The organism is Azospirillum brasilense (assembly GCF_005222205.1).
Taxonomy (GTDB): Bacteria; Pseudomonadota; Alphaproteobacteria; order Azospirillales; family Azospirillaceae; genus Azospirillum; species Azospirillum brasilense_G.
In genome coordinates this window covers 487282-501293 of the sequence record NZ_CP032345.1, presented here as the reverse complement: position 1 = coordinate 501293, position 14012 = coordinate 487282, and the positions used below count along the sequence as shown (strand labels likewise).

The window sequence follows — 14012 nt, the reverse complement described above, 5'->3', positions numbered from 1 at the left end:
CATTGAATGCGGCCGGGGTGGGTTGCGGATGGTCGGCTGAACCGGACAAACATGGTCGTTCGGTCATCCACGGGCGTCATCACTGATGATCCTGGGAGGTGATGTTCATGCCCGAGCGAATCGTGGCTTTGTCGCGTGCCGTGTCCGATCTCGCCACGCGCAAGATGGATGAGATCCAGGCCGTTACGAACACGACCAAGATCCTGGCGCTCAACGCGCTGATCGAGGCGACGCGCGCGGGGGAGGCCGGACGCGGCTTCGCCGTGGTGGCCCAGGAGGTCAAGGCGATCTCGGAGCGGATCACCGGCATCGGCGGGGAACTGCGTGCCCAGATGGCGGTGCAGACCGACGAGTTGAACACGCTGGGCAACCGGCTGGTCTCTCAGCTGCGCGGCGGGCGGCTCGCCGATCTGGCGCTCAACATGATCGACATCATCGACCGCAATTTGTACGAGCGGTCCTGCGATGTGCGCTGGTGGGCCACGGACCGCGCCGTGGTCGACTGCGCCGCCGATCCGTCCGAGGCCGGGCGCCGTCATGCCGCGCAGCGGCTGGGCGTGATCCTGGGCGCCTACACGGTCTATCTCGACCTTTGGGTCGTCGACGCCAAAGGCGTGGTCCTGGCGAACGGGCGGCCCGACCGCTACCGCCGTCCGGTGGGTGCGTCGGTCGCGTCGGAATCCTGGTTCCGCGAGGCGATGGCGACCCGCAGCGGCGCCGAATTCGCGGTGGCCGACATCGGCACCAACGAGCTTCTGGACCGCGCCACCGTCGCCACCTACGCCACGGCCATCCGGGCCGGCGGGGAGGAGGGCGGCGCCGTCATCGGCGTCCTGGGCGTCTTCTTCGACTGGCAGCCCCAGTCGCAGGGCGTGCTCGACTCCGTCCGGCTGACCGACGAGGAGCGTTCGCGGACCCGCTGCCTCCTGCTGGACAGCCGTCACCGCGTGATCGCCGCGTCCGACCGCCGGGGCGTCCTGACGGAGAGCTTCCCATTGCGCACCGGTGCCCAGGGGCAGGGGAGCTATGCCGATGACCAGGGGCGCGTGGTCGGCTTCGCCGTGACGCCGGGCTATGAAACCTACAAGGGACTCGGCTGGTTTGGAGTGATCGTCCAGGACTCCGTCAGTCATTGCGAGTAAGCGTGTCGGATTGCAGCAATTCGAATCTTTTGAAGGTCGCGTCTGAAATGTTAGCGAAACACCGCCGTGGTGCAGTTGAGCCACGGAAAGGTGTTTCGCATGCAGGCTCTCAGGCAGATCGTGACCGTACCGGAACAGGAAGACGACCTCGTCGCGGAGGCGATCCGCGACGTGCTGGTGGCGGACGTCATCGATCAGGCCACGAAGGATCGTTTGGTGGACGGGCTGACCGTTCTGAAGGCCGGACTTCCCTGCTCGGACGCCGGATGCGCCGGGTGTTTCCATCGCCGATCCTGCGAGCGGTTCATCGAAAGCATCCTGTGGACCAGCTGACCCTACGCCGACGGACCCCAGGCCATCGGTCAGGTCCAATCCGGAAGGGGGCGGGCTCCCTCTTTGGAACCGGCGGGGCTGTGACGGTGATCACCGCGTAAGCCGAAAACCATGCTAAAATGCCGTCTTAACGGTCCCCGCCAGCCCACTCGATGCGGTGCGGTGGTCCGGAGATCGGTTGTCTTGAGGGCGGTATGGGCTTTTCGGTGACCTTCTGGGGGGTGCGGGGCACGGTTTCCTGCCCTCTGCCGTCCCATATGGGCTTCGGCGGCAACACGAGTTGCGTGGAGGTCCAGGCGGGCGACCAGCGCATCGTCATCGACGCCGGCACCGGCATCCGCATGCTCGGAAAGCGCCTGCTGAAGGAGGGGGCCAGCGAGGCGACCCTGCTGATGAGCCACACCCACCTCGACCACATCTGCGGCTTTCCCTTCTTCGCCCCGGCCTACAGCAAGGGCTTCCACCTGCGCATCGTCTCCGGCCATCTGAACGGCACCCCCGGCATCGAAGCGGCCATGGCCCGGCAGATGGAGCGCCCGCTGTTCCCGGTGCCGATGCGCACCATGGGAAGCAACATCGTCTTCGACGAGATCACGGCGGGCGACCAGTTCGCGCTGGGCGAAGGGGTTCAGGTCCGCACGGCACGGCTGAACCATCCGGACGGCGCCACCGGCTACCGCATCGAGCATCTGGGAAAGTCCTTCGCCTATGTGACCGACACCGAGCATGTGCCGGGCCACCCCGACCGCAACATCCTGGACCTGATCGACGGCGCCGACCTCGTGCTCTACGACAGCACCTACACCGACGAGGAATGGCAGAACCGCATCGGCTGGGGCCATTCCACCTGGACCGAGGGCGTCCGGCTGGCCCAGGCGGCCAGGGTGAAGCGGCTGGTGCTGTTCCACCACGACCCCGACCATGACGACGCCGCCATGACCGCCATCGAGGCGGCGGCCCAGGCGGTGTTCCCGGACTGCTTCGCCGCGCGGGAAGGGATGACGGTCACGCTGGCCTGACCTCGGCTTGGCGCCTATGGTCTGACCCGGTGTCGGGCCGTTATAGAGGGGCTTCCACCACCCCGCAGCGAACCCCCATCCATGCCCATTCCCTTCCTGGCCGTCCCGCCCATGACGCTGACGGTCGTCGCGCTGTTCGTCGTCACCTATGTGGGCATGGCGCTGGGGCGCTTTCCCGGCCTGCGCATCGACCGCACCGGCATTGCCCTGGTCGCGGCGATCCTGCTGCTTGCCGTCGGGGCTCTGGAATCGGGGCAGGTGACGGAGGCGATCGACTTCCCGACCCTGTTCATCCTGTTCGGGCTGATGGTGCTGTCGGCCCAGTACGCGGCCAGCGGCTTCTACGACTGGTGCGCCCTGCGGGTGGCGCAGGCGGCGCGCTCCCCGGCGCGGCTGCTGGCGGTGACGGTGGCGGTGGGCGGCGGCCTGTCGGCGATCCTCGCCAACGACGTGGTGGTCTTCGCCATGACGCCGATGCTCTGCGTCGGTCTGCTGGCCCGCCGGCTCGACCCGCGGCCCTATCTGATCGGTCTGGCCGGGGCGGCGAACGCCGGGTCGGCGGCGACGGTGATCGGCAACCCGCAGAACATCCTGATCGGCCAGATAGGCCATCTGGATTTCTGGCGCTTCCTGGCGGTCTGCGGGGTGCCGGCGCTGGTCGGCCTCCTGGTGGTCTACGCCGTGGTGTGGCTCGCCTGGCGGGGCCGCTTCGGCGAGCCGGACGATGGCGCGGCCGGGCAGGGCGGGGCCGAGCCGGTGACGCTCGACCGGGCGCAGCTCGGCAAGGCGGTGGTGGCGACCCTCGTGCTTCTCGGCCTGTTCACCACCGACCTGCCGCACGAGATCGGCGTGCTGCTGGTCGCCGGGGCGATGCTGATCAGCCGGCGGCTGGCCTCCCGCGGCATGCTGGGCATGGTCGACTGGCACCTGCTGGTCCTCTTCGCTGCGCTGTTCGCCATCAACCACGCGCTGAAGCTGACCGGCCTGCCCGCCGAATTCGTGTCGGGGCTGGAGGCCGCCGGCTGGCTGCCCGACCGGCTGGCGGTGATGACGCCGCTCGCGCTTGCGGCCAGCAACAGCATCGGCAACGTGCCGGCGGTGATCCTGCTGCTCGCCGCCTGGCCATCGCCGCCGGAGGGCGCGCTCTACGGGCTGGCGATCCTGTCCACGCTGGCCGGCAACCTGCTGATCCCCGGCAGCCTCGCCAACATTATCGTGGTGGAGCGGGCGGCGGCCTCCGGCGTCCGGCTCGGCTTTCTGGAGCACGCCCGTTGCGGCATCCCGATGACCCTTTTGTCGATGGGATTCGCCGTTCTGTGGTTGTGGGGCACCGGCTGGATGCGTCTGAGCTGATTTTTCTCCTTATGGGCTATGCGAATGGTGCCGCCCCTCTCCGTCCGGGGCATTGCCCTCTCTTCGCAAAGCAAAAAACTTGGGGTGGCCTCTTCGAGGTGCAGCCCCAAGGCACAGACGCCCAAAAGACGAAGGACGGAAACCGTATGTCAGAAGCCCAGACGCCCCGGACGCTGGACACCGGAGCCCAGGAACGGCCTCGGGAAACGCCCTGGGAGACGCCGGTCGTCGCGGTGGTGGTCACCCACAACCGTCTGGCCCTGCTGAAGACCTGTCTGGCGGCCATCCACGCGCAGGAGCCGCGGCCCGACCGCATCGTCGTGGTGGACAACGGCTCCAGCGACGGCACCGCTGAATGGCTGGCCGAGCAGCGGGCGGTGATGCCGGAGCTTCTGGTGGTCCGGCAGGCCAACATCGGCTCCGCCGGCGCCTACCACACCGCCTTCGCCACGGCGCTGGAACTGGGCGCCCGCTGGATCTGGAGCACCGACGACGACGGCATCCCGGCGCCCGGCGCGCTGGCCGAACTGCTGCGCCAGGGCGAGCGGCACGACCTCGACCTCGTCGGGCCGACCGTGGTCGCGGCGGAGGACCGCGGCGATCTCGCCTTCACCATGCAGGGCTTCACCAAGGCCGACGCCTTCACCGCCGCAGCGCAGGACGGCATCGTGCCGGGCACCATCGCTCTGTTCAACGGGACCCTGCTGCGCCGCCGCGTGTTCGAGCGGATCGGCAACATCAAGCGCGAGATGTTCATCTGGGGCGACGAGTGGGAGTTCACGCTGCGCGCCCGCCGGGCCGGGCTGCGCGACGGGACGGCGGTGCACGCCCTGCACGTCCACCCGCGCAACCGCCGCACCCAGCGCCCGCTGGCCGGCGGTTTCCTGGGCACAGTGGAGGAGATGCCGGAGAACCGCGCCCCCTATTTCTTCCGCAACATGGGCTACATCCACGCCACCTATGAGCGCAAGTCCATCGCCCGCATGATGGTCAAATACACGCTCTACTATCTGCTGCACCGGCGCGCCGACGTGAAGGGGCTGCGCGGCTTCTGGACCCATTACCGGGCCGGCCTGCATAACCGCTATCCGCAGGACCTGCAGGCGTCGCCCACGGCGGCCGCCCCCGCCGCTCCGCCCCAGTCTTTCCCGAAAAGCGTCTGAGGGGGGCCGCATGTTCAGGGATTACACCCTCGACGGTCGGGCGGCGTCGCGCGCCGAGGCCGCGTATGTCTGGCCCGCCGCCCTGCTGATCCTGGTGGCGGCCTCGATCCCCGTCTGGATGTTCGAGATTCCGGCGCTGGGCGACTACGTCAACCACGTCACCCGCATGTACGCCCTGGCCCATCTGGACCAGGACCCGGCGCTGGCGCAATTCTACATGGTGCGCTGGGCGATCATCCCCAATCTGGTGATGGACATCGTCGTGCCGCCGCTGGCCAAGCTGATCGGCGTGCACACGGCGAGCCGGCTGTTCGTCACCGCCAGCTATCTGGTGCTGGTGACCGGCTCCATCGCGCTCTACCGCGCCGTCTGGGGGCGGGTGGAACTGGGGCCGCTGGCCGCCGGGCTGTTCCTCTATACGCTGTCCACCTACATGGGCCTGTTCAACTACCTGTTCGGGCTGGGGCTGGCCCTGTGGGGAATCGCCGGCTGGATCGTGATGCGGGAGCGCGCGCCCTGGCAGCGCGGGCTGGCCTCGCTCGGCATCGTGCTGCTGCTGTTCATCTCGCATCTGTTCGCCCTCGGGCTCTATGGCCTGACGCTGCTGTCCTCTGAGGGCTGGCGGCTGTGGCGGAGCGGCGGCTGGCGTGAGCCGCGGCGGGCGCTGCCGGACGCGCTGGCTTTCGGACTGCCCTTCCTGATCGTGCCGCCGCTGTTGATGATGAGCCCGTCGTCCGGCTTCGCCGACGCGGTGCTGTGGGTCGGCACGGCCAAGCTGATGGGCTTCGACTTCCTGTTCGGCGGCTACGCCGACACGGTCGGCTATGTGACGGGGATCGCGGTCGGGCTGGGCATCGCCTGGGGGCTGTGGAGCGGGGCGTTGCGCGTCCATCCGGTCGGCGCCATCACCATCGCGCTCGGGCTGGTGGTCTACGCGGCGATGCCGCTGGTCCTGTTCGGCTCCTGGTTCGCCGACAGCCGCCTGCCCATCGGCATCGCCTTCGTCGCGTTGGGCTTCGTGCGCTGGGAACTGGCGACATCGGCCATGCGGGCGGCCTTCCTCTCGGTGGTGGTCGCGCTGTCGCTGCTGCGCAGCGCCGACGCCGGGGTGGGGCTTGCCAAGGTGGACCCGCTGCTGGAGGAAGTGCGCCAGTCCCTGCAGCGGATCGAGCCGGGCAGCACCGTGCTCGCCACCTACGCCGACGAGACCCTGCACAAGTCGATCTTCCGCGCCACCCAGTTCACCGACGACCGCGCCCTGTCCTTCGGCCTGCACCACGCACCGGTTCTGGCGCTGATGGAGCGCTCCAGCCTCGTGCCCATCGCCTTCACCCATCCGGGCAAGCAGGTGCTGCTGCTGAAGCCGGACTACGCCGACCTGGACGGTGATTTCACCTACATGCCGCGCATCGGCTACGTCGCCGACGCGGTGCGCCAGCCCGGCTTGCGCGACAACCATTACTGGGCGGACTGGCCCCGGCGCTTCGGCTACGTCTACGTGCTGTTCAGCGAGCCGGGCCGCGCCAACCCGGTGCCGGAGCATCTGACTCTGGTGCAGGAGGGGCGGTACTTCCAGCTCTACAAGGTGAAGTGAGCGGGTGCGGTTGCCCCCTCCCTAACTGTGGAGTGTCAGGAGGTTGTTCATCGGCAGGCCGATTCGGCTGATGGGGGTCTTTTTGCCGAGGCTAGCATGAGGTCGATGCCAGTTGTAGGCGTGCAACCATAGCGGCAGCTTGGCGCCACGCTGATCTGAGTGCTCGTAAGTGTGGGCGTAGGCCCATTCCCGCAGAGCGGTCTGGATGAAGCGCTCAGCTTTGCCGTTGGTCTGGGGTGTGTAGGGCTTGGTGAAGATGTGCTTGACGCCCAGGCGCTTGCAGGCGGTCCGGAATGCCTTGGAGCGGTAGCAGCCGCCGTTGTCGGTCATGACGCGCTCCACCGTGATGCCCAGCGAGGCGTAATAGGCCAGCGCCACCTCCAGGAACAGCACGGCCGTGTGCTGGCGCTCGTCGGCGTGGATCTGACAGAACGCCACGCGCGAGGCGTCGTCGATGCACACGTGCACGTACTCCCAGCCCACCCCGCGGGCGCGCCGGGAGGCATCGCCGGTGATGCGGTGGCCGATGGTGCCGATACGCCCGAGCTTCTTGATGTCGATGTGCAGCATCTCGCCTGGGCGCTCGCGCTCGTAGCGGCGCACCGGCTCGGGTGGGTCGAGCGCCTTGAGGCGGTTGAGCCCGGCTGTACGCAGGATGCGTGAGACGGTGGCGGCCGAGACGCCAAGCTCGGCGGTGATGCGGCCATAGGTGAAGCGCTGCCGGCGCAGCGCGATGACCCGCTCGGCGGTTGCCGCGGCGGTCTGGCGGGGCGAGCGCTTTGGCCGCGAGGAGCGGTCGTGCAGGCCGGCCACGCCCTCGGCCTTGTAGCGCCGGCACCATTTGCTGATCGTGCCCGGCGAAACCCGCAGCTCGGTGGCCACCGAACTGCGGGTCTCGCCGCCCTCCAGCACCCGCCGCACCGCAATCTCTCGACCGCGCGGGGTCAGTGCGGCATTCTTGTGAATGTCCATTCGGCCCTCCGAAAAAGCTTGAGCGTCGCAACTTCAGCTTCCTCGGTTCCGGCCGAATGGACAACCTCCTGAAACATCACACCTAACCCTCCCCCGCTACGCAGGGGAGGGAACTGCCGCCGCTTCGCGGAAGGCACCCTCTCCCGCAAAGCGGGGGAGGGCCGGGGTGGGCAATGACGTCCCTCAGGCCGCCCCTTCCGCTCCCCAAACGAACTGATCGAACATCGGCTGGATCACCGTCTCGCCGATGTCGCGGGTGATGAAGACGATCTTGGAGCGGTGATCCTCGCCCGGCCATTCCTGGAGCTGGACCGGCGGGTGGAACATGTGCTGCACGCCGTGGACGACGACCGGCAGCGGGCTTTCCTTGACGTTCAGCAGCCCCTTGATGCGCAGCAGGTTCTCCCCGCCGGTGGCGATCAGGGCCTCCATGAAGTCCACGAAGTTGTTCCACGGGATCGGCTCGTCCACCACCATGCAGAAGGCGCGGATGTGGTCGTCGTGCCGGTTGGCGTCGTGGTGATGGTGCTCGTGCCCGCAGTCGGGACCGCAGGCGTCGCCATGCTCGTGGTCGTGGTGATGATGGTCGTGACCGTGATCATGGTCATGCCCGTGATCGTGGTCATGGTGATGCTTGGCCTGCTCGTCGCGGTACGCCTCCTCGCGGAGCCAGCGCGCCACGTCGGGGCTCTTGGTGTCGGGGTTGTAGAGGCCGGCGTCGAACAGCTGCTTCGGGTCCACCTCGCCGAAGGCCGCGGGGATCTGCGGGGCCGCCGGGTTGATCGCTGTCAGACGCTGACACAAAGCGAGCGTCGTGTGCGGCGTGGCGAGGTCGGTCTTGGTCAGCACGATGCGGTCGGCGACGGCGGCCTGCTTCACGCTCTCCGGCTGGCGGTCGAGCTGACTGGCGCCATGCACCGCGTCCACCGTGCTGATGACGCCGTCCAGGCGGAAGCGGGCGGCCAGCAGCGGGTCGCTCATCAGCGTGTGGATGATCGGGGCCGGGTCGGCGAGGCCGGTGGTCTCCACCACCACCCGGTCGAACTCCGGGATGTCGCCGCGCACCCGCTTCAGGAACAGGTCGCGCAGCGTGTCGACGAGGTCGCCGCGGATGGTGCAGCACAGGCAGCCGCTGTCCATCAGCACCATGTTCTCCGACGCCTTGGCGACCAGCAGATGGTCGAGCCCGACTTCGCCGAACTCGTTGATGACCACGGCGGTGCGGGCCATGCCGGGATGGTGCAGGAGCCGTTGCAGCAGCGTGGTCTTGCCGCTGCCGAGGAAGCCGGTCAGCACCGAGACGGGGAGGCGGGGCGCCGGCGTGGCGGTGGGGTTGGGTGCGGCGGTCACGGGGTCTTCTCCTGGCAGTCGGTGCATGTGCCGCGCACCTCGACGGTGGGACGGCTGACCTGGAAACCATGCTCGGCGGCGATGGTGCCGATGGCGGCGCGGATGCGCGGGTCGTCGATTTCCACGGCGTTGCCGCAGGTCTCGCACACCAGGAACTGCCCGGAATGGACGGCCCCCGGCGCGGCGCAGCCGATGTAGGCGTTCAGCGACTCGATGCGGTGGACCAGCCCGTGCTCCACCAGGAACTCCAGCGCGCGGTAGACGGTCAGCGGGGCGGTGGCCTTGCCCTCGCGCTGGCTGAGGTCCTCCAGGATGGCGTAGGCGCCGCGCGGCTTGTGGCTGTTCCAGACCAGTTCCAGGACCTGCCGGCGGAGCGCGGTCAGCCGGGCGCCGCGCTCCGCGCACAGGGCGTCGGCGCGCGTCAGCGCGTCGGCGATGCAATGCGCGTGGTCGTGCCCATGGGCGGTGGCCGGGCCGTCGGTGGGATGCGGGTTGGCGGTCATGGCGTTATCTTATTACATCGCCGGACGCCGACACCAGACAAACCGGACAAAGAAGAAGGGCGGCCCCGGACGCGGGGGCCGCCCTTTCAAGGCGTGTCGCTGGATTAAGGGACGGTCATGCGTCCGGTCAGAGACCGATCACGCCGCCGTCCTTCTTGGTGATGGCGACCACCGACGGGCGCGGCGGCATGTTCGGCTTGAAGTCCGGCCAGCGGGTCGCCGGGTCCTCGAAGGAGGAGAGCTTGCCCTTGAAGCCTTCCCACTGATCGACGCCGTCGGTGGCCGGGTGCTGCACGGCGACGAACAGGGTCCTGTCGTCGGTGGTGAAGCAGGGGCCGCACATCTCGGCACCCACCGGCACGCGGTAGAACATCTTGGACAGGCCGCGCAGGTCGCCCTCAGTCTCCACGGCCCAGACACCGTCAGCGGTGCCGGACGCCTTCTTCCAGTTCTCGCCCTGGTCGGTGGTGATCCACAGGCGGCCGCGGTGGTCCACCGCCGCGTTGTCGGGGCAGGAAAACCAGCCGTTGGCCGAGGTGTCGGCGTGGAACTGCGCGCCGACCTTCTCGTCCGCCGGGTTGCCGCCGCGGACCAGGATCGTCCACTCCGCCTTGGTCGAGGCGTGGTTGCCGTTGTCCGGCAGGATCTCGACGATGTGGCCCCAGTTGTTCTCGGCGCGCGGGTTGGTCGCGTCCACCTGCTCCGGCTTGCGGCGGGAGTTGTTGGTCAGGATGACGTAGACCTTGCCGGTCACCGGGTTGACCTCGATGTCCTCCGGGCGGTCCATCTTGGTGGCGCCCAGCGCATCGGCGGCGAGGCGGGCGTTGATCAGGACGGTGGCCTGGTCGGGGAAGCCCTTCTCGGCCGTCAGCGGGCCCTGGCCGTGGACCAGCGGCAGCCATTCGACCGAGGCATCGGCCTTGAACTTCGCCACATAGAGCGTCCCGGTCTCCAGGATGTCCATGTTGGCGGCGCGGTTCCTCGGGTCGAACTTCTTGGCCGCGACGAACTTGTAGACATAGTCGAAGCGCTCGTCGTCGCCGGTGTAGGCGACCACGGTGCCGTCCTTGCCGAGCGCGATCTGGCAGGCCTCATGCTTGAAGCGGCCGAGCGCCGTGCGCTTCTTCGGGGTCGCGGTCGGGTCGTAGGGGTCGATCTCGACGATCCAGCCGAAGCGGTTGGACTCGTTCGGCTCCTTGGCGATGTCGAAGCGGTCGTGATGGACGCCCCAGTTGTACCATTCGCCGGGGAAGCCGTAGCGCTTCAGCGCCTTGGCGTTCGGGTTGGTGTCCTCGACCTTGCCCCAGAAGTAGCCGTTGAAGTTCTCCTCCGCCGACAGCCAGGTGCCCCAGGGCGTCATGCCGCCGGAACAGTTGTTCAGCATGCCGCGGACCATCGTGCCGGTCGGGTCGTAGCTGGTCTTCATCAGGGCGTGGCCGGCAGCCGGGCCGGTGATGGCGCAGGGCGTCTCGCCGGTGATGCGGCGGTTGTAGCGGGAGTCCGCCACCGTCACCCACTTGCCCCTGACCTTGCGGATCTCGACGACGGTGCCGCCGTGGGCGGCCATCTCGATGTCCACCAGCGTCTTGGTCATGCGGGCGAACTTGTCCTTCTGCTGCTCCACGCCGACGCCGGGGAACATGACCTCCTCGTCGGTGTACTCGTGGTTCACGCACAGCAGGGCGCGGTCCGGCGACTGGGAGCCGAGCGGCAGCGGGGCGTAGCCGACGAAGTCGTTGTTGTAGCCGAACTGCTTCGACTGCGCCTCGGCGGTCTGGTTCATCGGGTCGAAGGCCGGCGCGCCTGGGACCACGGGATCGCCCCAGCGGATCAGGATGTCGGCGTTGTAGCCGGATGCCACGTGATGGTCGGCGTCCACGCCGTGCGCCACCTCCTGGAAGGAGAAGCTGGCCTTGGCCGGGCGCGGGGCGCCGGTCACGGCAGCCCCGGCCTCGCGGGTCGGGGAGAGCAGGGCGGCCGGGCCGATCAGGGCGCTGACCGCCGCACCGCTCAGCATGCCGCGCATCATGTCGCGGCGGCCGAGGCGGGCGTTGATGACGTCGCCCATGGTCGGGTTTTCGGACGGGTTGGAGCCGATGTCCTCGCGGCCCTCGAAGGTCAGATACTTGGTGCCCTTCTGGGGCAGGTCATGCGTGTCCATCGGTGTGCCTCGTCTCTTTCCGCAAATTTATTTGGGGTTGGGCGGGCGCACCTTACCGGGGGCCTGTGACGGTTTCTTTGCACTCCCATGAAGGCGGAATGAAAACGCATGGTCGGGTTTACGATCCCGCAACGATCAATCGCCGGCCTTCTTGATCTCGTTGAAGGCGGCCAGCGCGCGGTCGCGGGCCGTGCCGTGGTCGACGATCGGCCGCGGGTAATCCTTGCCGATCTTCACATTCGCCTGCCGCAGCGCCTCGTCCGGGGCCTCCCACGGCTTGTGGATCCAGCGGTTGGGCAGCTTTGCCAGTTCCGGCACATAGCGCCGGACATAGGCGCCCTCCGGGTCGAACTTCTCCCCCTGAAGGATCGGGTTGAAGACGCGGAAGAAGGGGGCCGCGTCGGCGCCGCAGCCGGCCACCCACTGCCAGTTGCCCGCGTTGTTGGCGATGTCGGCGTCGACCAGCGTGTCCCAGAACCACGCCTCGCCCTCCTGCCAGGGGATCAGCAGATCCTTGATGAGGAAGGAGCCGACGATCATGCGCACGCGGTTGTGCATCCAGCCGGTCTGCCAGAGCTGCCGCATGCCGGCGTCCACGATGGGATAGCCGGTGCGCCCGCGCTGCCACGCGCGCATGCCCGCCCTGTCCGTCTTCCAAGGGAAGCGGGCGAAGCGGGTGTCCAGCGGCGTGTCCGGAATGCCCGGCTCCTCCCGCAGCAGATGGTGGTTGAACTCCCGCCAGCCGAGTTCCCGCAGGAAGGCCTCGGCACCCGCGGCCAACTCATGCCGCTGGTCGGCGGCGTGGCGCGTGGCGTGCCAGATTTGCCGCGGCCCGATCTCCCCGAAGGCGAGGTGCGGCGACATCGCGGAGGTCCCGTCATGGTCGGGGCGGTCGCGCTCGGTCGGGTAGGCGGCGACCGGCCCGTCCAGGAAGTCGGCCAACCGCTCCCGCGCCGCCTCCTCGCCGGGCTCCCAGCGCTCGCGCAGGCCGCCGGCCCAGTCGGGCGCGCTGGGCAGCAGGCCCCAGTCCTTCAGCGACTCGCTGGACACCGGCTTGGCCGGCGGCGTCAGCTTGCCCGGCGCGCGGGTGGGGCGCGGCGGCTCCGGCATCGACAGCAGCGCCTTCCAGAAGGGCGTGAACACCCGGAAAGGCGTGTCAGACTTGGTGCGGATGGTCCCCGGCTCGTAGAGCAGAGCGGCGTTGTGGGGGTGCACCGTCACGCCGCGGGCGCTCAGCCGCTCGCCGACCCGGCGGTCGCGGGCGATGGCGGTCGGGCCGGCGCGGCGGTTGCACAGCACGGTGTCGGCGCCGGTCTCTTCCGCCAGCGCCGCCAGCACGGCGGCGGGGTCGCCGCTGCGCAGCACCAGCGGCGAGCCGAGCTTGTCCAGCGCCTTGCCCAGCCGCTCCAGACTGCCGTGCAGCCACCAGCGGGAGGCGGCGCCGGGAAGCCAGGGGTCGTGGGCGTCCGTCTCACGGATGTAGACCGGGATGACCGGCGCCCCATCCTCCGCCGCGGCGCTGAGCGCCGGGTTGTCGGCAAGGCGAAGATCGTTGCGGAACCAGACGAGGATGGGGGATTGATCGGTCGTCATCGGCCAACTTTAAGGAAATGGACAGAAGAACGGGCATGCCAAAACGCCGCAGCCAATGACCACGGACAATGGCTCTTGCTACGCGGTGCCGATTGCTCCGGATCACCGCGACGGCAAAAATTTTTCCTGGGAAAATCCTATTGACCGCGATTTTCGCGCCGCTATTTCCGCTTTCGCTGCCACGACGTGGAGCCGAGGCACGGCGGCCGACGGCGCCGGTTCCACGGTCGGGGGAGGAACGAGACGCCATCCAATGGAGGAAATGACATGTCCCGCCTGTCGCGGCTGCTGACCGCCGCCACCGTCGCCCTGCCGCTGTCCTTCGCCACCGTCGCCGCGAAGGCGGCGGACATCGTGGACACCGCCGTCACGGCGGGCCAGTTCAAGACGCTGGTCCAGGCCGTCCAGGCCGCCGGGCTGGCGGACACGCTGAAGGGCAGCGGTCCCTTCACCGTCTTCGCCCCGACCGACGAGGCCTTCGCCAAGCTGCCCGCCGGCACCGTCGAAAATCTTTTGAAGCCGGAGAACCGCGAGAAGCTCCGCTCCGTACTCACCTATCATGTGGTGTCGGGCAAGGTGACTTCGGCCGATATCGCCGGCAAGACGGCATCGCCGAAGACCGTGCAGGGCACCACCGTGGACATCGACGCGACGAAAGGCGGCGTGATGGTGGACAACGCGAAGGTCGTGAAGCCCGACATCATGGCGTCCAACGGCGTCATCCACGTGATCGATACGGTCATGATGCCGAACTGACGTTCTGCTTTTTCATTGAGGTCCCTCCTGCCGGACGTTTCACCGCCGGTTCCGGCAGGACCACTCGCCCGGA

The 14012-nt window shown here is 68.4% G+C and carries 12 protein-coding genes; 7 read left to right on the top strand and 5 right to left on the bottom strand.

The window, feature by feature from the left end; genetic code table 11:
• Window positions 1-107 precede the first annotated feature (107 nt).
• The 6 genes from D3869_RS34380 (at window position 108) to D3869_RS02515 (ending at window position 6604) form a co-directional block, all read left to right on the top strand.
• Entirely contained in the window at window positions 108-1142 is a 1035-nt protein-coding gene (locus D3869_RS34380) for a methyl-accepting chemotaxis protein (protein WP_137138830.1), read from the top strand.
• A 99-nt stretch (window positions 1143-1241) separates the two neighbouring features.
• On the top strand, window positions 1242-1475 hold the full coding sequence (locus D3869_RS02535; RefSeq protein WP_137138829.1) for a hypothetical protein: 234 nt from the start codon (window positions 1242-1244) through the stop codon (window positions 1473-1475).
• Window positions 1476-1669: 194 nt separating this feature from the next.
• Window positions 1670-2494, top strand: coding sequence for an MBL fold metallo-hydrolase (locus D3869_RS02530; RefSeq protein ID WP_137138828.1), 825 nt, complete (start codon window positions 1670-1672; stop codon window positions 2492-2494).
• Window positions 2495-2575: 81 nt separating this feature from the next.
• Window positions 2576-3847, top strand: coding sequence for an SLC13 family permease (locus D3869_RS02525; protein WP_137138827.1), 1272 nt, complete (start codon window positions 2576-2578; stop codon window positions 3845-3847).
• 146 nt (window positions 3848-3993) lie between these two features.
• A complete protein-coding gene (locus D3869_RS02520) occupies window positions 3994-5010 on the top strand; it encodes a glycosyltransferase (RefSeq protein WP_137138826.1) in 1017 nt (338 codons plus the stop codon).
• Window positions 5011-5020: 10 nt separating this feature from the next.
• A complete protein-coding gene (locus D3869_RS02515) occupies window positions 5021-6604 on the top strand; it encodes a hypothetical protein (protein ID WP_137138825.1) in 1584 nt (527 codons plus the stop codon).
• A 21-nt stretch (window positions 6605-6625) separates the two neighbouring features.
• Here D3869_RS02515 and D3869_RS02510 read toward each other — a convergent pair whose 3' ends face one another.
• The 5 genes from D3869_RS02510 to D3869_RS02490 form a co-directional block, all read right to left on the bottom strand.
• Complete coding sequence (locus D3869_RS02510) at window positions 6626-7576, bottom strand: IS481 family transposase (RefSeq protein ID WP_137138824.1); 951 nt, start codon at window positions 7574-7576, stop codon at window positions 6626-6628.
• Between the two features lie 183 nt (window positions 7577-7759).
• A complete protein-coding gene (locus D3869_RS02505; protein WP_137138823.1) occupies window positions 7760-8953 on the bottom strand; it encodes a CobW family GTP-binding protein in 1194 nt (397 codons plus the stop codon).
• On the bottom strand, window positions 8923-9429 hold the full coding sequence (locus D3869_RS02500; RefSeq protein ID WP_137138822.1) for a Fur family transcriptional regulator: 507 nt from the start codon (window positions 9427-9429) through the stop codon (window positions 8923-8925). Before D3869_RS02500 ends, D3869_RS02505 begins: the two co-directional genes overlap by 31 nt.
• Before the next feature lie 127 nt (window positions 9430-9556).
• Window positions 9557-11590 (bottom strand): PhoX family protein, encoded by a 2034-nt coding sequence (locus D3869_RS02495; protein WP_137138821.1) that lies wholly within the window; start codon window positions 11588-11590, stop codon window positions 9557-9559.
• Between the two features lie 135 nt (window positions 11591-11725).
• A complete protein-coding gene (locus tag D3869_RS02490) occupies window positions 11726-13183 on the bottom strand; it encodes a cryptochrome/photolyase family protein (RefSeq protein ID WP_137138820.1) in 1458 nt (485 codons plus the stop codon).
• Window positions 13184-13450: 267 nt separating this feature from the next.
• On the opposite strand from D3869_RS02490, the gene D3869_RS02485 reads away from it, so the two are divergent.
• Window positions 13451-13939: a fasciclin domain-containing protein gene (locus D3869_RS02485; RefSeq protein WP_137138819.1), complete on the top strand. Its 489-nt coding sequence runs from the start codon at window positions 13451-13453 to the stop codon at window positions 13937-13939.
• Window positions 13940-14012: the final 73 nt, after the last annotated feature.

Coding starts and splice junctions, on each gene's coding strand:
- D3869_RS34380 (WP_137138830.1), top strand. CDS start 108: ATGCCCGAGCGAATCGTGGCTTTGTCGCGTGCCGTGTCCGATCTCGCC.
- D3869_RS02535 (WP_137138829.1), top strand. CDS start 1,242: ATGCAGGCTCTCAGGCAGATCGTGACCGTACCGGAACAGGAAGACGAC.
- D3869_RS02530 (WP_137138828.1), top strand. CDS start 1,670: ATGGGCTTTTCGGTGACCTTCTGGGGGGTGCGGGGCACGGTTTCCTGC.
- D3869_RS02525 (WP_137138827.1), top strand. CDS start 2,576: ATGCCCATTCCCTTCCTGGCCGTCCCGCCCATGACGCTGACGGTCGTC.
- D3869_RS02520 (WP_137138826.1), top strand. CDS start 3,994: ATGTCAGAAGCCCAGACGCCCCGGACGCTGGACACCGGAGCCCAGGAA.
- D3869_RS02515 (WP_137138825.1), top strand. CDS start 5,021: ATGTTCAGGGATTACACCCTCGACGGTCGGGCGGCGTCGCGCGCCGAG.
- D3869_RS02510 (WP_137138824.1), bottom strand. CDS start 7,576: ATGGACATTCACAAGAATGCCGCACTGACCCCGCGCGGTCGAGAGATT.
- D3869_RS02505 (WP_137138823.1), bottom strand. CDS start 8,953: ATGCACCGACTGCCAGGAGAAGACCCCGTGACCGCCGCACCCAACCCC.
- D3869_RS02500 (WP_137138822.1), bottom strand. CDS start 9,429: ATGACCGCCAACCCGCATCCCACCGACGGCCCGGCCACCGCCCATGGG.
- D3869_RS02495 (WP_137138821.1), bottom strand. CDS start 11,590: ATGGACACGCATGACCTGCCCCAGAAGGGCACCAAGTATCTGACCTTC.
- D3869_RS02490 (WP_137138820.1), bottom strand. CDS start 13,183: ATGACGACCGATCAATCCCCCATCCTCGTCTGGTTCCGCAACGATCTT.
- D3869_RS02485 (WP_137138819.1), top strand. CDS start 13,451: ATGTCCCGCCTGTCGCGGCTGCTGACCGCCGCCACCGTCGCCCTGCCG.